This window comes from Microcystis sp. M015S2 (assembly GCF_020245945.1).
Classification (GTDB): Bacteria; Cyanobacteriota; Cyanobacteriia; order Cyanobacteriales; family Microcystaceae; genus Microcystis.
Map to the genome: position 1 here is coordinate 1 of NZ_JADBTX010000059.1, position 17,853 is coordinate 17,853.

At 45.3% G+C, this 17,853-nt stretch carries 21 protein-coding genes, 1 tRNA gene and 1 pseudogene; 10 read left to right on the forward strand and 13 right to left on the reverse strand.

What is annotated here, in order from left to right; genetic code table 11:
- Positions 1–95: pseudogene (locus IM473_RS11930) on the forward strand (IS5/IS1182 family transposase); the annotation flags it as partial.
- An 18-nt stretch (positions 96–113) separates the two neighbouring features.
- On the opposite strand, the gene IM473_RS11935 reads toward IM473_RS11930, so the two are convergent.
- Both IM473_RS11935 and IM473_RS11940 read right to left on the reverse strand, forming a co-directional pair.
- Positions 114–380, reverse strand: coding sequence for a hypothetical protein (locus tag IM473_RS11935; RefSeq protein ID WP_287659924.1), 267 nt, complete (start codon positions 378–380; stop codon positions 114–116).
- Positions 381–924: 544 nt separating this feature from the next.
- The gene (locus IM473_RS11940; RefSeq protein ID WP_287659923.1) at positions 925–1,296 is read right to left on the reverse strand and encodes a PEP-CTERM sorting domain-containing protein; all 372 of its coding nucleotides are present in this window, start codon (positions 1,294–1,296) and stop codon (positions 925–927) included.
- Positions 1,297–2,140: 844 nt separating this feature from the next.
- Here IM473_RS11940 and IM473_RS11945 point away from each other — a divergent pair.
- The 4 genes from IM473_RS11945 (at position 2,141) to IM473_RS11960 (ending at position 6,179) form a co-directional block, all read left to right on the forward strand.
- Complete coding sequence (locus tag IM473_RS11945; protein ID WP_287659922.1) at positions 2,141–2,824, forward strand: PHP domain-containing protein; 684 nt, start codon at positions 2,141–2,143, stop codon at positions 2,822–2,824.
- 215 nt (positions 2,825–3,039) lie between these two features.
- Positions 3,040–4,938, forward strand: coding sequence for an NAD(P)H-quinone oxidoreductase subunit F (locus IM473_RS11950; RefSeq protein ID WP_287659921.1), 1,899 nt, complete (start codon positions 3,040–3,042; stop codon positions 4,936–4,938).
- Positions 4,939–5,087: 149 nt separating this feature from the next.
- A tRNA-Thr gene (locus IM473_RS11955) sits at positions 5,088–5,159 on the forward strand.
- A 132-nt stretch (positions 5,160–5,291) separates the two neighbouring features.
- Positions 5,292–6,179 (forward strand): lipid kinase, encoded by an 888-nt coding sequence (locus IM473_RS11960; protein WP_287659920.1) that lies wholly within the window; start codon positions 5,292–5,294, stop codon positions 6,177–6,179.
- A gap of 2 nt (positions 6,180–6,181) precedes the next feature.
- Here IM473_RS11960 and IM473_RS11965 read toward each other — a convergent pair whose 3' ends face one another.
- Positions 6,182–7,237 carry an amino acid ABC transporter substrate-binding protein gene (locus tag IM473_RS11965; RefSeq protein WP_287659919.1) on the reverse strand — a complete coding sequence of 352 codons (1,056 nt, stop codon included), beginning with the start codon at positions 7,235–7,237 and terminating at the stop codon, positions 6,182–6,184.
- 24 nt (positions 7,238–7,261) lie between these two features.
- Positions 7,262–8,002, reverse strand: coding sequence for a TIGR00297 family protein (locus IM473_RS11970; RefSeq protein ID WP_287659918.1), 741 nt, complete (start codon positions 8,000–8,002; stop codon positions 7,262–7,264).
- A 44-nt stretch (positions 8,003–8,046) separates the two neighbouring features.
- On the opposite strand from IM473_RS11970, the gene IM473_RS11975 reads away from it, so the two are divergent.
- Positions 8,047–8,751: a cytochrome b/b6 domain-containing protein gene (locus tag IM473_RS11975; RefSeq protein ID WP_287659917.1), complete on the forward strand. Its 705-nt coding sequence runs from the start codon at positions 8,047–8,049 to the stop codon at positions 8,749–8,751.
- A 15-nt stretch (positions 8,752–8,766) separates the two neighbouring features.
- On the opposite strand, the gene IM473_RS11980 is transcribed toward IM473_RS11975, so the two are convergent.
- The 3 genes from IM473_RS11980 to IM473_RS11990 all read right to left on the reverse strand — a co-directional run bounded on the left by IM473_RS11980 (position 8,767) and on the right by IM473_RS11990 (position 11,144).
- Positions 8,767–9,006 carry a 2Fe-2S iron-sulfur cluster-binding protein gene (locus tag IM473_RS11980; protein WP_287659916.1) on the reverse strand — a complete coding sequence of 80 codons (240 nt, stop codon included), beginning with the start codon at positions 9,004–9,006 and terminating at the stop codon, positions 8,767–8,769.
- Between the two features lie 9 nt (positions 9,007–9,015).
- Positions 9,016–10,491, reverse strand: a complete 1,476-nt coding sequence (cobQ, locus tag IM473_RS11985; protein WP_287659915.1) for a cobyric acid synthase CobQ — start codon at positions 10,489–10,491, stop codon at positions 9,016–9,018.
- Between the two features lie 251 nt (positions 10,492–10,742).
- On the reverse strand, positions 10,743–11,144 hold the full coding sequence (locus IM473_RS11990) for an Npun_F0494 family protein (protein ID WP_043995879.1): 402 nt from the start codon (positions 11,142–11,144) through the stop codon (positions 10,743–10,745).
- Between the two features lie 115 nt (positions 11,145–11,259).
- Here IM473_RS11990 and IM473_RS11995 point away from each other — a divergent pair, with 115 nt between their 5' ends.
- The 3 genes from IM473_RS11995 (at position 11,260) to IM473_RS12005 (ending at position 12,852) form a co-directional block, all read left to right on the forward strand.
- Positions 11,260–11,562 (forward strand): hypothetical protein, encoded by a 303-nt coding sequence (locus IM473_RS11995; protein ID WP_079205566.1) that lies wholly within the window; start codon positions 11,260–11,262, stop codon positions 11,560–11,562.
- Positions 11,563–11,617: 55 nt separating this feature from the next.
- Positions 11,618–12,073 carry a (2Fe-2S) ferredoxin domain-containing protein gene (locus tag IM473_RS12000; RefSeq protein ID WP_036402182.1) on the forward strand — a complete coding sequence of 152 codons (456 nt, stop codon included), beginning with the start codon at positions 11,618–11,620 and terminating at the stop codon, positions 12,071–12,073.
- Positions 12,074–12,171: 98 nt separating this feature from the next.
- The gene (locus tag IM473_RS12005; protein ID WP_287659914.1) at positions 12,172–12,852 is read left to right on the forward strand and encodes a response regulator transcription factor; all 681 of its coding nucleotides are present in this window, start codon (positions 12,172–12,174) and stop codon (positions 12,850–12,852) included.
- 71 nt (positions 12,853–12,923) lie between these two features.
- Here the strand turns inward: IM473_RS12005 and IM473_RS12010 are convergent, their stop codons facing one another.
- From IM473_RS12010 to efp, 6 genes are all read right to left on the reverse strand, one after another.
- Positions 12,924–13,328, reverse strand: coding sequence for a DUF1622 domain-containing protein (locus IM473_RS12010; protein WP_046660580.1), 405 nt, complete (start codon positions 13,326–13,328; stop codon positions 12,924–12,926).
- Between the two features lie 112 nt (positions 13,329–13,440).
- A complete protein-coding gene (locus IM473_RS12015; protein WP_002734165.1) occupies positions 13,441–14,040 on the reverse strand; it encodes an ATP-dependent Clp protease proteolytic subunit in 600 nt (199 codons plus the stop codon).
- A gap of 35 nt (positions 14,041–14,075) precedes the next feature.
- Entirely contained in the window at positions 14,076–14,762 is a 687-nt protein-coding gene (locus tag IM473_RS12020) for an ATP-dependent Clp protease proteolytic subunit (protein WP_002746650.1), read from the reverse strand.
- Positions 14,763–14,901: 139 nt separating this feature from the next.
- Positions 14,902–15,888 carry a zinc-dependent alcohol dehydrogenase family protein gene (locus IM473_RS12025; protein ID WP_287659913.1) on the reverse strand — a complete coding sequence of 329 codons (987 nt, stop codon included), beginning with the start codon at positions 15,886–15,888 and terminating at the stop codon, positions 14,902–14,904.
- Positions 15,889–15,893: 5 nt separating this feature from the next.
- Complete coding sequence (gene accB / locus IM473_RS12030) at positions 15,894–16,388, reverse strand: acetyl-CoA carboxylase biotin carboxyl carrier protein (RefSeq protein WP_287659912.1); 495 nt, start codon at positions 16,386–16,388, stop codon at positions 15,894–15,896.
- Between the two features lie 166 nt (positions 16,389–16,554).
- Positions 16,555–17,112 carry an elongation factor P gene (gene efp, locus IM473_RS12035; RefSeq protein WP_046660582.1) on the reverse strand — a complete coding sequence of 186 codons (558 nt, stop codon included), beginning with the start codon at positions 17,110–17,112 and terminating at the stop codon, positions 16,555–16,557.
- Between the two features lie 176 nt (positions 17,113–17,288).
- Here efp and IM473_RS12040 point away from each other — a divergent pair, with 176 nt between their 5' ends.
- Positions 17,289–17,606 (forward strand): DUF3067 family protein, encoded by a 318-nt coding sequence (locus IM473_RS12040; RefSeq protein ID WP_287659911.1) that lies wholly within the window; start codon positions 17,289–17,291, stop codon positions 17,604–17,606.
- Positions 17,607–17,853: the final 247 nt, after the last annotated feature.

A 17,853-nucleotide genomic window follows, 5' to 3' on the forward strand; every position in this document is an offset into this window, starting at 1 on the left:
AATATCGGAATCGTCGTCGAAGATATAGTTTAAGAGTTAACTTGTTGGCGGCTATTTATAACTGTGAGTTAGGGATAGGTATAGCAGCTTCTTAAAAGTTGCCTAAAGATTAATCAAGTCAAGGAGAATTTATTCTCAATTATAAAAATTACGTCACTGACAGTAAAAATGCCGTTAATAGCAACTCCAGTCGCTTGTTTGGCTTCTAAGATTAACTGATTTAATCCGTTAGCTGCCGTCATTCCACCCGTAATATTTGTGCCGAGATTAGCACCAGCAAGTCCCGGATCTCTGCCAATTCTTTCAACCGTTTGATCCAGTCCCGTTCCGGTTGTTCCGCTTGGGGAATTTTGCACCATCGAATAAGATTTGCTTGCCATAATTTTTAACTATAAAAAATAAGGTAGTTAGTGAAATAGCAACAATTGTTAGACAAGTAACGACAAAACCGCACTAAGACAGGTTTATCCTAAATCCAGTTTGCCAACCCGAGTTATCATCAGGAACGACTGAAGTCGTCACTACGAACAAAAAGGCTTGTCAACTGCACTGGATCAGGGAGATTTGGTGTTACTCCTGAGAATTGCGGATCGATATCCTCACTGATACCCGAAGTCGATCCCAACGATTGGACAGTCTCAGATAGTCAATTAGTTCTAACCGATTGTCTTGCCTCTGCTCAGACTATCGAACGAGGTTTTCCGACCTTGATAGTCCTGAGTCGGCGTTTGATAATCTAACCTTTAATGGAATCTTGGATTATTGTAGCACTTAATACAGATATGTGATCCCCGCTGCTTTTTCTCTCTTAGCGTTGCTCGAACCCCCCACTCCCCCACTTCCCACTTCCCCATCCCCTTCTCTAGACACAAAAAAAGGCGTTAAGGTTAACCTTAACGCTTGCCTTTGATTTAATAACAGTGACTAGCTCTTGCGACGAGCGAAAGCACCAATACCAGCAACGGCTAAGACAGCCAGGATAGCAGAAGGTTCGGGTGTTGGTTTGGTTTTCTGTGTAAAGTCGTTGGTGACACTGTTAATGGCACCCATGGGAGAATTGGTACCGAAAACATCTCTGACGAAAAGTTTCTGGACGTGTCCCGGAACCGTAACTATAGTACCAGGAGAACCACTGCCACCAATGTTGGCGCTTTGAGCCGTCGAAGTTCCGACTAGCGTCCCCCCGATACCATCTAACCAAACCGTCTTGGTCACAGTGATACCTGCGTCACCCATGGCAGTCGCATCATAGCCAACACTAAACTGGTGGAAAAATTGGTTTAACGTGTCATCCACGGAAGTGGCGGGATCGTTATAGACCTCGACCAGGTACTCTATGGTGTACTTTCCTCCGGTCTCAGTTAGAGAAGTGGGTCTTGGTGAGTAGTTGAAACTGTGCGAATTCGCAGACGTAGGGGGTGAACTTATCAAAACAATACCGCTTGTTATATCCCCAGTAGACGGGGTTGCATCCAGATATTGAAATCTCTTGTCACCCACGTAGCATCCGGTCGTCCCTAAAAACGCGAAGTCAGCTAAGGTAAAATTACTGGAAGGACAAAGCTGAATAGTAGACGCCTGGGCGGGGGAGGTAGTGGCAAAGCCGAAGGCGGCAACGCTACCTGCGGTAGCAAGAGCAACAGTGGTTACTCGTTTAGAGAATTCTTTGATCATTTTAGTAGGTTGTTTGTTAGTTTTCATGAAGACAAGATTGCGAGTGCTTGGTAGCATAGTTCACTTATAACATCAGTCCGACGAAATGTCAAGTCGACAGATTGAAAAGTTGCGGACAAATCTCCTAACTTCCCCACTTCCCTACTCCCCTAATATTATCGGTTCTTCGTTACTTGGTATGGTTCGATAGGGGGGCATAAATCGACTAAATTCTTATCTGGTAAGAGACTTAATTGATTAGTTCGCTCTAGACAAAAACAATTGACAAAAATCGCTAAATGCCTTTCTATATAAGGGTTCCATCCCTTATAACCCCCGTCCATTGCATAACACAAACCGAAGAACCATATTATCGTAGGGGCGAATTGCACTCGCCCTCTTTGAACAACTTCTGCTGCTCACCATAATAATTTGTTATGCTGATTGTCAACAATTTGTAATCTTTGGGAAATTTCCTTAATACTGCATGGTCGTTTCTGCTACAATTCCACCCCTAGCTCAAGATACCCTCGCCCTGAAAGCGGTGTGGGCAAATATTGGCTATGATAGTTGTCCCCACCATTACAATTTCCATCTTCACACCCATTGTTCCGATGGTCAAATGAGTCCCCAAGACTTGATGAGACAAGCGTTAGACATCGGACTAAAAGGATTAGCAATTACCGATCATCACTCGCTCGAAGGTTATCGACAAGCCCAAATTTGGCTAGAAAATCAGCATTTAAAGGGTTCTCTACCCCATCTCTGGACAGGGGTAGAAATTACGGCGAATCTCTTAGACACAGAAGTGCATATTCTTGGCTATGGTTTCGATCCCGCTCATACCGTTTTGACTCCCTATCTGCAAAGAACCAAACCAGAAGGAGATCAGGCTTTAGCCTCTAGAGTCATTAACAGTTTACAGCAAGCGGGAGCTTTAGTGGTTCTCGCCCATCCCTTTCGTTACCATCGTCCCGCGGCCGATTTAGTGGCGGCGGCGGTAGAATTGGGTATTGATGGTATTGAGGCTTTTTATGCCTACGGCAATCCCAAACCCTGGCTACCCAGTCAACCGGAAACCGAACAAGCTCTCGCTCTGAGTCGTCAATATCAATTATTCGCCACCTGTAGCACCGATTCCCACGGTAAATCTTTATTACAGCGCATTTAGCCTGATCGCGGGATTAAATGTAAAATAACTAAATTGACTAAACTCGCTCCCTTTTCGAGCGAGTGTTGGTTTTTTATGGCCGTTGATCAGTAATCAGTAACCAGTAACCAGTGAAAGAGCCTAAATTTGTTGAAAATTGAAAACCTAAACCTGATAACTTAAAACTTAAACCTGATCACTGATAACTGATAACTGATAACTGAATAACCCCCCGAATGAAAGATTTATTCCTTTACACTTGCTGGTTAATTCCCATTTATGGCTTAATTGGTTCGATTTTAACCTTGCCTTGGTCTTTAGGCATTATTAGTCGCACCGGTCCGCGGCCGGCGGCTTATATTAACCTATTGATGACCGTCTTAGGATTAATACACGGATCGATCGCTTTTAATCAAATTTGGCATCGAGAGACGATTAAACTGGCTTTTGAATGGGTAAAAGTGGCCGATCTTAGTTTATCCCTTTCGATCGAACTTTCTCCCATCAGTTTGGGGACGCTGGAAGTGATTACCCTCATCAGTCTCTTGGCCCAAATCTATGCCCTTGGCTACATGGAAAAGGATTGGTCTTTGGCGAGATTTTATGGCTTAATGGGCTTTTTTGAGGCAGCTTTAGGGGGAATTGCCCTCAGTGACTCCCTACTATTCAGTTACGCTTTCCTAGAGATGTTAACGGTCTCTACCTATCTCCTCGTCGGTTTTTGGTATGCTCAACCTTTGGTCGTAACTGCGGCCCGAGATGCCTTTTTAACTAAGCGCGTCGGCGATATTATTTTATTGATGGGTTTGGTGGCTCTGTCTAGTTACGGAGAGGGATTGAGTTTTTCTCAGTTAGAAAATTGGGCGGTAAATAACCCTGTACCGCCTCTGACGGCGACTTTGTTAGGATTAGCCCTTATTGCTGGTCCAACGGGTAAATGCGCCCAATTTCCCCTGAATTTGTGGCTAGATGAGGCGATGGAGGGACCAAATCCAGCCGGAATCCTGCGGAATTCGATCGTGGTTTCGGCCGGGGCCTATGTTTTAATTAAGCTGCAGCCGGTGTTTACCCTATCTCCGATCGCTGCCAATGTTTTAATAGTTTTGGGGACAATGACGGCAATTGGGACTTCTCTGATGGCCTTATCCCAAATTGATATTAAACGCGCTTTGTCCCACTCCACCAGTGCCTATCTCGGTTTGGTCTTTGTGGCGGTGGGATTAGGTCATGTGGATATCGCTTTACTAATTTTATTCTCCCATGCGGTGGCAAAAGCCTTATTGTTTATGAGCGCAGGAGCCTTAATTCTCACCACCAGTAACCAAAATATCACGGAAATGGGGGGAATTTGGGCAAGAATGCCCGCCACGACCATGGCTTTTCTAGGGGGTTCTGCGGGGATGACGGTTTTAATGCCCATGGGGATGTTTTGGACGTTAAAACGGTGGTTAGGTGGCGAATGGGCGATTCCTTGGTGGTTATTAGCGGTTTTAATCTTTGTTAATTGTCTTAACATCATCAATCTTACTCGGGTCTTTCGTTTAGTCTTTTTGGGACAAACCCAAAGTAAAACCCATCGCACCCCGGAAGTGGCTTGGCCGATGGCTTTGCCCATGGTAGCATTGATTTTAATCGTTTTATTGGCCCCGATTATTCCCCTACGTTGGGATTTTTGGCTATCTTTCACCAATCCTCTCGTTAATAACCGGAGTTTCGCTATTGTCTGGGGTTTTCCCTTACTGATGGCCTCTGGAGTAATTGGCCTAGTTATCGGGTCAATGGTAGAGTTAAGACGAGCTTGGGCGAGACCAACCGGGTTAATCCTGCGATTCCTGCAAGATTTGTTCGCTTATGACTTTTATCTTGATCGCATCTATCAGTTTACCGTGGTTTTAGCGGTGGGCAGCTTGTCCAAAATTACCGCTTGGCTTGATCGTTATATTATTGATGGTCTGGTTAATTTGGTCAGTTTAGCGACGATTTTTAGCGGCAGTGCCTTAAAGTATAATGTTTCCGGTCAATCACAATTTTATGTCTTGACTATTCTTTTCGGAATAGGGGGATTAATCTGGCTCTTATTAAACGGTCAATGGTCACTGATAACTAATTATTGGTCATCCCTTTTGACTCATTGAACGTCTGTGTATCGGTCCCTAGTCTCCGGGCAGCTGACTGGGGAAGGAAAGCAGGGTGATGAGTATGCTCGACAAGAAAAAATATCCAGACTTCGACAAGGCTCAGTGACCACTTGGTCTATTTATGTTATAATGGGTTGGTAAAAAATGCTGGTGTAGCTCAGTGGTAGAGCAGCTGATTTGTAATCAGCCGGTCGCGGGTTCAAATCCCATCACCAGCTTGTGGGAAAACCAACTGTTTTCAGTCCCTACAAGGCTTTGGTGGCTCGGGTTGCGGCAAAGTCTATATACAATCTCTCAAAAAGCTGGTTTTGGTCTATCTTCAGATATTGATGCTACTGAGAAACTTACCTATGACTAAAAGAGCTTTACTACTAATCAATCGTCACTCGCGCAAGGGTAAAGAAAACTTTGCTCAAACTGTCGAGCTGCTCAATCATTGGGATTTTGAAATTATCAGCGTCCCTTTGAAAAAGGTAGAAGATATACCTTTTTTGATGGAAAAATATCGCTCTAATATTGATTTAGTTATCGTCGGTGGTGGCGATGGGACTCTTAATGCTATGGCGGATATGTTGGTAGAAACTCAACTGCCCCTAGGTATTATACCTTTGGGAACCGCTAATGATTTGGCCAGGACTTTAGGGATACCGAATTCTATTGCCGAAGCTTGTCGAATTATTGCGGAAGGTAATTTAAAATATATCGATCTAGGTTGGGTAAATAATAAATACTTTTTCAACGTAGCTAGTTTAGGATTAAGTGTGAAAATTACCCAAAAACTGAACAAGGGTTTAAAGCGACGTTTGGGAATTTTTGCCTACGCTTGGACAGCCTTACAGGTATTAAGTAAAACCCGTCCTTTTACTGCTATGATCCGTGTTGATGGCCAAAATATCAAAGTTAAAACCCTACAAATAGCGATCGGAAATGGTCGTTATTATGGGGGAGGAATGCCGATCGCTCACGATGCCCAAATCGACGATCAAAGATTAGATTTATATAGCCTAGAAATTGAACACTGGTGGCAAATTTTCCAGCTTTTATGGACATTACCGCGAGGACAACAGGGTTTATTATCTTGGGTGAGAACTCTTAAGGGGAAAGAAATTCAAATTCAGACTCGTAAACCCCATAGTATCAACACCGATGGCGAAATTACTAGCACTACTCCCGCCATTTTTCGAGTTATTCCAGCAGCCATAGGGGTCTATATTCCCCGTCAGGAAACACAATTTTAAAATTAACGAAAAGGAGGAGAATACAATAAACCCCCCTTTGTCCAAAGATTATTTAAACCTCGATCGAGTTGCAGGGGGTTACCGATTTCACGATCATAAATTTCCCCGTAATTACCCACCTGTTTTAAGACTCTTTGGGCAAAATCATTGGCTAAACCCATATCTTCACCTAACTTCTCATCGATACCCAAAAAGCGCCGAATACTGGGGTCTTTGCTATCGGCAAAAGTGGCAATATTTTGGGAGTTAATCCCGAATTCTTCCCCTTGAATTAAACTAAAAACGATCGAGCGGACGGCATTCGACCAAGCGGGATCACCATCGGCCACGGCCGGGGCCAAGGGTTCCTTAGATATTACCACTTCTAATAATTGATGATCCTGCGGTCGGGGAAAAACCGAGCGCCGGGCCACCAATTGGGAGCGATCGGAGGTGACAGCCTGACAGCGCCCCGCCTGATAAGCTGTATATAAGGCCTCCACATCATCGGAAACGATCGGTTTATAACCTTGCACTGCCGCTTTTGCCATGGCATCGGCCAGATTTTGTTCCGTGGTGGTTCCCGATAGCACACAAATGGACTTTCCGCTCAAATCTTCTAATTTCTTAATATTACTGGCTTTCGTGGCCATAATTCCTTGACCATCATAGAAAACCGGGGTGATAAACTCCATCCCCAGGGCAGTATCCCGGTTAATCGTCCAAGTGGTGTTGCGACTGAGGATATCCACTTCTCCCGTCTGTACAGCAGTAAATCTCTCTTGGGGGCTAAGTTTACGATATTCGACTTTGGAGGGATCATTAAAGAGAGCCGCCGCAATAGCTCGGCAAATTTCCACATCTAAGCCCGAATATTCGCCTTTTTCATTAACAAAGCTAAACCCCGGCACTTCTCCGTTAATGCCACAAATTAACTTACCGCGATTTTTCACCGTTTGCAAGCGGCCCGTATCGGGACTATTGGCAGTGGTAGAACTAGAATTGGGTTGATTTTCCGTCCCACAGGCAGTAATTAGCAGTAACAGCAGGGACAATGCACAAAAACGCCACTTTAGCATAGATATTTCTTTAGTCACTTAATTTTAGCTGAAAGACCAGAACAAGCTTAACAGGATAGCCACGATCGCACCGATAACCGTATTGATCACATTGACCAATTCATTAGTTAACCACAGAAAGCGAGTTTGTAGAGTAGCTCCGATGAGACTTTCGATATTGGTGGCGATAAAGGCCGCAATTACGCACCATAACACACCAAGAAGATCGATCGCACCGATACCCCATGCTAACAGGGAAATCGCCGTGGCTGCCAGCAAACCGGCGAGCGTTCCCTCTAAACTAACAGCACCTTCTGTTCCCCGGGGGACGGATTTAAAATTAGTGATTAGATAAGTGGTTTTACCGTAAGCTTTACCCACCTCACTGGCAGTAGTATCGGCTAATTTGGTGCTAAAACTAGCCACATAAGCGAGTATTAACAGGTAATCCCAGGGAGAAGCGACAAAAAGACTGAGGATAGCGCAAATTGCCCCTGCTAAAGCGGAACCCCAGACATTTTCTGGACCGCGTACCCCCGCTCTTTTTTCGGCAATTCCCTCCGCTTGCTTGCGCGCTAAACCGATGCGGGTGACAGTAGAACCGACGAGGAAATAGAATAAAACAATCAGATAACCGCGCCATCCCAAGCTTCCCCAGACAATTACCCCTAAAACCCAAGCATGGAGATAACCCATCGGAGTTAAGAGCTTTTTTGGGGCAATCCAGGCGATTCCGAGGAGGACGGTATTGAGAAGAACAGCGACGAGCCAAGGATTAGTTAACATAGTATCTGGGCAAGTTTACATCCCCTATTGTATCGATCGAGTTCATGAAAACTAATCAACCCTATCAACCTCTTTTACTGCGAATTCTGCACGGATTAACGGGAATTGTCCTCATTGCCGCCATGGTTACGGCCTATTGGACCTATGATACTTTTGACGGTCGTTGGTTAAAACTGCCCTTACCAGAATATCAAGAAATTGAAAGTATTCATGGCACTTTTGGCCTCTATACTCTGATTATCTTTCCCGTTTTTGCTATCTATGCTTTTCGTCGGGGCAACAAAAGATTAATTCAAAGTGATTCTCTTAACAAATTAACCCAATTTGGTCGGCCGATTTGGTGGTACAGTCTCCATCGTTTAGTCAATACTTTGACTCTTTTTGCCCTAACTTTTGCCTTGTATAGTGGCCGGATGATGGATTCCGAATGGCTACCGGAAGGGGAATTAAATCACTTTTGGTATTATGCCCATTTGCTCAGTTGGTTAATTATGGCAGTAGTTCTGATCCTGCACCTACTCACGACTGCTAAAGTGGGAGGGGTTCCCCTGTTATTATCTATCCTTAAATGGCGTTTTCGTGAACAAGATAGCCCGAAATTATGGTTATCTCAATTACGTCAATGGGGGTTAAGTTTGCGTCTAGCTAAGATTTTTAAGTGGCTACAATCCCTTAACTTATATAAAATTTTAGAAATTGTTGTTTTACTGGCTATTATAGCGGCTTGGATTGTTCCCAAGTTTGACTAGATCTAAGGGATCAACCTACCAGAGCGGATCGGAGTATAAATGAACGGTTAAAGACTCTTGATCGCCGGGGATACCAGTAATACAGCTACAAATTTGAGTACCATCATCTAATTCTACTTCACAAGCGTGACAGGAACCCATTAAACAGCCGGTAGGAATGTCAATTCCTGCTTTTTTGGCCACATCTAATAATAGTTCTCCAGTTTCCGCTTCTATGATAATATCATCGGGTAAAAAACGCACTGCAATAGTCATAATTTCTCCTTATAAATGAGCAAAAATAGGTTGAAGATTTAAATGTTCTTCCACTAAATTGGCCATAGCATCTAGGGTTATTTCTCTTTGTTTACTATAGTTAGCAATTCCCGTAGGCAAAGATAATAAACCGCGACGCTGACGTAGATGATTTAGCCAAGTTCTTCGCCAAGAACCATTATCAAAGATACCATGTAAATAACAGCCCCAAATTGAGAGAGAATCATTGACAATTCCCAGACTAGCATCTTCCTCGAACATTTTTTGATAACCTGATTCACTTTCCCATGCGCTTATTCCCTGGTGAATTTCGTATCCTATTACAGGTAAACCCGCTTGGGGATAATTGGATAAAACTTGGCGTTGACGGGTAATTTTTTCGGCAGTAATTACCGTTTTTAAGGGCAGTAAATTTAAGCCAGCTGCCTCACTGTCGGGACCTTCTCGATGGTCAGGATCCAGAATTAATCGCCCTAACATTTGCAAACCACCACAGATGCCAAAGATAACACCTCCCCTTTGGTGATAGGCTTGTAATTGATTAGCCATACCACTTTGATTAAGAGCAATTAAATCAGCAACAGTGGTTTTAGAGCCGGGGATAATTACCCCATCAGGATCACCTAAAGATTCCTGTAATTCTAGATAACGGACATTAACTGTTGCTTCGCCACAGAGAGGGTCAAAATCCGTAAAATTAGCGATATGAGGCAGACGAATGACACTGATATTTAGTTCAGCTTTGGGTTTTTGGGCGGGGCGATCAAGTAAACTAAGAGAATCCTCGGCACTCAAAAAGATATCACTATAGGGAAGAACTCCCAAAACGGGAATTTTTGTGTAATCTTCTAGCCAAGTAATCCCCGAATCTAAGAGAGATTTTTGTCCGCGAAATTTATTGATCACAATACCTTTAATTAAAGCTCTTTCCTCCGGTTCTAATAATTCTAACGTACCGACGACGTGAGCAAAAGCCCCCCCGCGATCAATATCCACCACTAAAATAGTAGCGGCATCGAGATATTTAGCCACCCGCATATTAGTTAAATCCCGATGTTTGAGATTTATTTCCGCCGGACTTCCCGCACCTTCACAGACAACTAGATCAAATTCTGTTGATAATTTAGCTAAAGATTCTTTAATTGCTTGCCAACCTTGGTCAAAATAATTCTGATAATAATCCGCTGCCGTGGTGACACCAACAGCCTTGCCTTTAATAATCACCTGAGAGGTCATATTTCCCTGGGGTTTTAATAAAATTGGGTTCATTTCTACCCGGGGAATTGTCCCCGCGGCCCATGCTTGCACCGCCTGAGCGTGACCCATTTCTCCCCCTCCGGCGGTAACATAGGCATTAAGGGCCATATTCTGACCTTTAAAGGGTGTTACTTGCCAGCCTTTCCGGTTGAATAAACGACATAAAGCCGCAGTTAAAAAAGACTTACCCGCGTGGGAGGTTGTCCCCACTACCATAATTGCTTTCATCTAGTTTTTTTAATTGAGCATTTTCAGTGAACAGTAATAATTTAACAGTAAACAGTTGATAACTGATAACAATGACCGAATCTACAACCTAATTTGTTAAGCTAAAAGCTTTGATGTACTTAGTTTATAACCTTTTTTGGGTAGGAGAATTGCCAGATTCTTTCTCTTGCCTCTTGCCTGTTGCCTCTTGCCTTCAGAAGCTAATAACTGATAACTGATAACTGATAACTTATAACTGACACCCAACAGCATTAAAAGGAAAACCAACGTTGCAGAGTATTGAAAAATCTTTGCCAGAAAGTGGGTTTAGGGAAAAAGTCCCCTTGGGGTTGCCATTTTTCTATTAATTTCCTCCCCAAAGGAGTGAGACGAAAACTATCGGTTATCCCCTGTCCATCTACTTCTCGCCGCAAAATTCCCACCTTAATCAACCAGAGAAGATAGCTTTCCGCTGCTGCTTCCGTCAGCAGTCTGGAAGTATAACCTTTCTCTAAACCCCCAGCACCCGGAATGCTTAAAAGTGATACACTTTGCTCAAGCATAGCGGCGAATAGGGTGACACGGAAAGGGGAACAACAGAGGGCGCGTTCGGCCCTAGTGATGGTAGCATCGGGATAATTGATGGCGGTAACGGTGGGAGTCGATAGGCTCATAGATTCCAGTCGTTTAGCTATTGATAAACTCATTGTTACATTAATTCTGTCTCAACCCCTGTTAACCCCAATCATCGATAAAATAGGGATGAAGTGTTAAGTAGCTTGAGTGTTTATGCAGTCTCCCGAACCGTTCGATACTAAATATACCCCAGAGGAAGTGGAAGTGGAAATCGAAACCGACGATTTTCCCCCCCTTGATACCCCGGTTAGTTTCGCTGCCACCCTCGAAAAAGTGAAAACTTGGTACGGCAGCCTGTCCACACCGGCACAGGTAGTCGTGGCAGTGGCGGGGGTTTTTGTGGCTCTTTCGATTTTAACGGCGATTTTACGGCTAGTTAGCGCAGTTTTAAGCGCTTTAATCCTTGCCGCTATCGTTTATCTCATCTATCGTTACATCCTCAAACCGAAATTTTAGTCGGCCATGCACATTTTCTGTTCAATGTCAAGAGTTTAATTGATAAAAAAAATTTATGGAAGAAGCGGACACCAGAGATATCTTAGGGGAAAATGTGGCTAAGTTGGGACTGGCCCAGATCCAGCGTCATCTATTTCTCTGCTGCGATCAGACTAAGCCAAAATGCTGTGACAAGGAAGAAGGGTTAGAAGTGTGGGATTATTTAAAGAAGAGGTTAAGTGAATTACAACTCGATCGCCCCAGCGCGAACCGTCCGGGCTGTATTTTTCGCACTAAAGCCAACTGTTTGCGGGTTTGTAGCCAAGGACCGATTTTATTAGTGTACCCGGAAGGAGTCTGGTATGGAAGGGTAAACAAGGAAGCGATCGAAAGAATTATCCAAGAACACCTAATCGGTAATCAAATCGTCACTGAATATGCTTTCCTTCGCCACGATTTACCGGCAATTTCCCTGAACTGTCCAGAAGAAGAACCCGAAACAATAGAGGAAAACAGCGTTAAAACTAGCTGAAACACAATCAATTACACATATCTAACTACCTTTTGCCTCTTGCCTGTCGATCCTTTGTCCGTCTCCATTCCCCCAACCCTGCAGCCCAGAAAATACCGATGAAAGAGACCAACAAAGACAATAAACAACTTTTATTAATCGACGATGACCCGAATTTAATACTTTTGGTGAAGGATTATCTAGAGTTTCGTGGTTATAGGGTGACAACCGCAGAAAACGGTCCCGAGGCCCTAGAAATCCTCGAACGCGGGGCAAATGCTGCCAAAGCAGGAGAAATCCCCGATATGATTATCTGTGATCTGATCATGCCGGAAATGGACGGTTATGCCTTCCTCGAAAAAATTCGTCGGGACAGTCGTTTTAGTGGCATTCCCGTGATCTTTCTCTCCCCTGAGGGGGACAGTCAGGACAAGGTAACAGGTGTAACCGCCGAGGCCGATGTCTATATGGTCAACCCCTTTGAACCGGAAGAATTAGTGGCCCGGGTGGAGTCTTCCCTCAAACAAGCAGGCCGGTTGCTGAAACGCAGCACCCGCATCCATTCCCCGGATGTCACCCCTGTTCAAGTCCAGGGTAATGTGGAATTAACCCCAACGGAGTTGAAAGTAGTACAATTGGTCGCACAGGGCCTGGCTAATCGGGAAATCGCCGCAAAACTCAATGTTAGTCAACGGACAATCGAAAGCCATGTGTCGAATATGCTCCATAAAACCGGTCTTCATAATCGCACGGAATTGACCCAATGGGCGATCACAAGTAATAAGCTGTTGACTATCTAGAGCTTGCTGAAAAAGTTTTTCAACTTATCAGGGGTTAGGTCAGGTGATTGTCAACTCACCTTTTTTTGGCATTAAAAATCCCTGAGATTGTCCTGGGCTGCTAGTTGCGATCGCTCTTTTTCCATGGACAATTCCGTTTCCAATTCTTTGCTGAGAAAATAGTTGAGGAAAGTTCGGATAATAGCGATGAGGGCGAGTTGTGCCAAAGCTTCTATAGTAGGTGTGACGGTAGTAGCCACGATGTCTCCACCTAACTGAAACTCTAGGGCTAAAGATAGCCAAGTACCGAAACGAATGCGAATTTGATTGAAGGAAAAAGGGGGAAGACTGCGACGGTGACGATGAGACTGCCAAGCTAATTGTAGAGTTTTAATTAGTCCGATTACCACACAAGCGATCGAAATACTTTCTAGGCAAAACTTGATGATTGCCACCGCAGAGATCAAGCCTGTTTCTAAAGTTGCTAAAAATTCCATACCCAACAGATACCCTCTTATGGGATTATCCGATCAACCAACCTACCATCTAAGGAAGTTTGTCCAATGGCAGTTAGAACAGGTTTCTCGCCTGTTCTAACCTCTGACTGACTTAAGCCGGTCTTCCCTCGACCACCTTATCGATTAAACCGTAGGCGACAGCTTCCTCGGCGGAGAGGAAATAATCGCGGTCCGTGTCTTTTTCGATGCGTTCGATGGTTTGTCCGGTGCGATTAGCCATAATTTCGTTTAATTGCTGGCGAATACGCAGGATTTCCTTAGCTTCAATGTCGATATCCGTCGCTTGCCGGCGCCCGGTTCCGCCCATGGGTTGGTGAATCATAATCCGCGCGTGGGGAAGAGCGAGACGCTTACCCGGACTACCGGAAGCCAGCAAAAATGCCCCCATAGAGGCCGCTAATCCCACACAGATAGTCACCACTTCCGCTTTGATGTACTGCATGGTGTCGTAGATGGCCATCCCGGCAGTAACGGAACCCCCCGGCGAGTTGATATAGAGATAGATGGGTTTGGTGGGGTCTTCCGAGTCGAGATAAAGCATTTGGGCCACAAGGGCATTGGCTAACCCGTCGGTGACTTCCTGCCCCAAAAAAAGAATGCGTTCCACCGAAAGACGGCTGTAAATGCTAATCCACTGTTCGTATTGGCTACCCGGCAGACGGTAGGGAACTTTTGGCACACCGATAGGCATAATTGGTAACAACTCCTGCTAATTTGTAATAAATCTTAACTAACTTGGGCGAGGGGTTTCGGCAGCTCCTTGCGACTTTCGAGAACGCGATCGATTAATCCGTAGTCTTTCGCCTGTTGTGGGGTGAGATAGAAGGTGCGATCCATATCTTTCGCCAGTTTTTCGGTGGTTTGACCCGTATTTTTCGAGAAAATTTCCAACATCGTCTGTTTATTGGCGATTACCTCTTTGGCGCGAATCTGGATATCGGTGGCTTGTCCCTGGGCCCCGGTGCGATTTTGGTTGAGAACAATGGTAGCGTGGGGTAAGGAGGCGCGAAAACCCTTGGTTCCTGCGGAAAGAATCATCGCTGCAGTTCCCATGGCCTGTCCGATACAGATAGTATGAACGGGAGGTTTAATGTAGTTGAGGGTGTCACAGATGGCGAAAGCTTCCGTTTCGTAGCCGATCGCGTCACCAGTGTACCAGGATGTGCCGGTAGAGTTGATATAGAAGAAAATCGGTTTTTCGGGATCGTCAAATTGCAGGTAGAGCAGTTGAGCGATAATTAATTCCGTCACGTCCACCCCGACATTGCGCTTGACATCATCGGAGGAAAATAAAGGCAACCCCAGATAGACAATTCTCTCTTTGAGCAGGAGAGATTCTAAGTCTGGTGGTGGTGTCCGATAGGCTGCATCCCCATAATAGGCAGTTTGTACCGCTTTAATCACTGAGTTCATCGAGTTTTTCCGTCATACACAGTATCCTGCTTTTGATTTTAACGTAATCAGGTTGACCGATTTTCAAAACTGTAGCGGTGAATTGCCTTTGTCCTCTTTTAGTAACTTCTGCTGCTCACCAGTAGTAACAAGCAGATTTCTAGTCAATAATTAGGGCTATTTTCCCCGTCACCGAAGCAGTTTCTAGCAATTGATGGGCGCTGATAGCTGCCGCTAAAGGGAAGGTTTGGGAGAGATGAATGGTTAACTTTTTCTCGTCAATTAAACGCGCTCCTTGTCTGAGAATTTCTGTTTGATATTTTTGCGCTTCTGGCAGTCCCATCAAAGCCGGGGTTAACATTAATTCTAAACTAATCCGCAAATTGCGATCGCGTGCTTCCTTCCAGCTGCCCGTAGGTTCCAAAATCGTCACCATATCGCCGTATACTCGCACCGCTCGGCAAGTTTGGCCAAAAGTTTCCCCTCCCACCGTATCAAAAGCGATATCTACTCCTTTCCCTGCGGTTTGTTCAAGTATCGCCGCGACAAAATCGGTTTGTTTGTATAAAATCGGGTAATCTGCCCCTAATTGCCGCACTAAACGCTCTTTATCGCTATTTCCCACCGTTGTATAAACTTTAGCCCCCTTCAATTTCGCCAATTGAATCGCGACATGACCAACACCCCCGGCCCCGCCATGGATAAGTACGCTTTGTCCCGACTGAAGACGGGCGCGATCGTAGAGTGCTTCCCAAGCGGTGATTAAAACCAAAGGTACAGCGGCCGCCTCGGCAAAAGAAAGAGATTTCGGCTTGTGGGCCAGATAATCCGCCTCGATTAGGGCATATTCAGCATAATTTCCCGTGCCGGCCTTGCCCAGTCCGCCGCTACAAAAGTACACTTCATCCCCGGGGCGAAAATCCTGCACTGCCGCCCCAACGGCCTCGACAATTCCCGCCCCGTCACAGCCCAAAATGGCCGGCATTTGCTCGGGGTAAAAAGTGCCGCGTTTACGAATTTTTGTATCAATAGGGTTGACACCAGCCGCTTTTAATGCTACTAAAACCTGATGCGGTTGACTAATTTTCGGGGTGGGGACTTGCTGAAGTTGCAGCACATCCACGGCGGTCATGAGGATAGCTTTCATTCTATCTATTCGGGATTAACCCACATTAACGTCTGGCCAAATTCTACCGGTTCACCGTTAGCGACGGCGATTTCGACGATTTGCCCGGCCACTTCCGCTTCGATTTCGTTCATCAACTTCATCGCTTCGATGATACAGACCGTTTGTCCGACCCGGACTCGATCGTTTTTTTCCACGAAAGAGGGTTCATCGGGAGCGGGAGCGCGATAAAAAGTGCCGACCATGGGAGAGGTAATCGCCAGCCATTTTTTATCAACAGCGGCGGCCACAGGTTCGGGGGTGGGGGTTTCCGGGGCCGGGGTGGGACTGGCGGCTACCACTGGAGGGGCGACCGGGGCCGTCACCACCGGTAAGGGAGCGGAGAGAGGACTAAGGGCAGTATTAACGGTTCCTTTGCGGATATTTAGCTCTAAATCTCCACTTTTCAGGCTAAATTCACTGATATCCGTTGCTGCCAATGTTTTGATCAGTTCTCGAATTTCGTTGTAATCAATAGTCACCGCTCTGAAATCCCCCCGCAAATAAAAAGCAACAAATCCAAATTCGCACCCACCAAACCGCCGATTTTTCCCATCTAGCGGCTAAGTTTTGGGAAACAGGCTAGAGAAAACTGGCTTTAGTCCTAAACCCGTCCCTAATGCCTCATTTCTGGGCTTCTCATCACAATTATTCCCGTCCCAGATAGGAACCATCCCGGGTATCCACTTTAATCCTTTCACCGATGGAAATAAACAGGGGAACCATTACCTGCGCTCCCGTTTCTACGATCGCCGGTTTCGTGCCACCGGTGGCCGTATCTCCCTTGACTCCTGGATCAGTATCGGTGATTTCCAAGATTACCGAGGTGGGCAATTCCACATCTAACACTTGCTCATTCCAAAAGAGAATATTGACTTCCATTCCCTCTTTCAGATACTTGGCTTGATCGCCCATTTGTGCGGGGGTGAGAGTTGCTTCCTCAAAAGTCTCCATGTCCATGAAGACAAACTGATCACCTTCTTTGTAGGTGTGCTGCATGGTGCGCTTTTCGATCGTGGCTGAGGGCAAGGTTTCCCCCGCCCGGAACGTCCGTTCTACCACGTTGCCGGTCTGGACATTTTTTAACTTGGTTCGCACGAAGGCCGATCCCTTACCCGGTTTGACGTGCAGGAATTCCACCACCCGCCAGACAGAGCCATCGATCTGGATCGTTGTGCCACTCCGAAAGTCGTTACTCGAAATCATGAAATGCTGTTTAGGCCAAGAAAGATCAACATTCCATTTTACATACTCGCCGTACCGAAAAAAACTTTTTTATGGGAATTTGTCCGAATCGAAGCGCGGTGGACTAACCTAGGGGCAGCAGCTAAAAGTAAGTTAGAATTAATTGACTGACTGACATCTGAGAAGCGATATCAACCATGACAGGTGTGGACTTACAGCAATTATTACTAGAAAAATGGGGTCGTTCCTACGATATCCAGCTACGACGCATCAAAGATAAGGTTCATGTCCAGGTAATGTGGAAATATCTCGAACAAGCTTCTTTTCCCCTCTCCGAGTCTGAATATTTGGAACATCTCAATGCGATCGCTAGTTATCTTCACGAATGGGGTGGTGTTAGTCAATTTCAAGCTTTTATCCGCGAAACCCGTGAGCGTCCCCGTCTCGGTAAAGCGGTTAGTCTGCCCCTAGATCTGGGTGAAAGGGCATCGGAATGGCTGATCAGTGATCAGTGATCAGTTAAGTAGGTAGGCGTTAAAAGTTGTCAGATGCCCCCCTTATCAAGGGGGGATTAAAGGGGGGACTAAGGGGGGATCGGCACCCCCCTTATCAAGGCTATCCATTATAGGGATCTTTCTTAACAATTTTTGCAGTAAGCACTCCAACCCTTATCCTGACTTGATTTCAGTTTTTTCTTTGTCAGTAAGGGTGTCAACAAGGAATATTACAAATTGTTAACCGAGTCTTGAAAGCCTTGTGCTA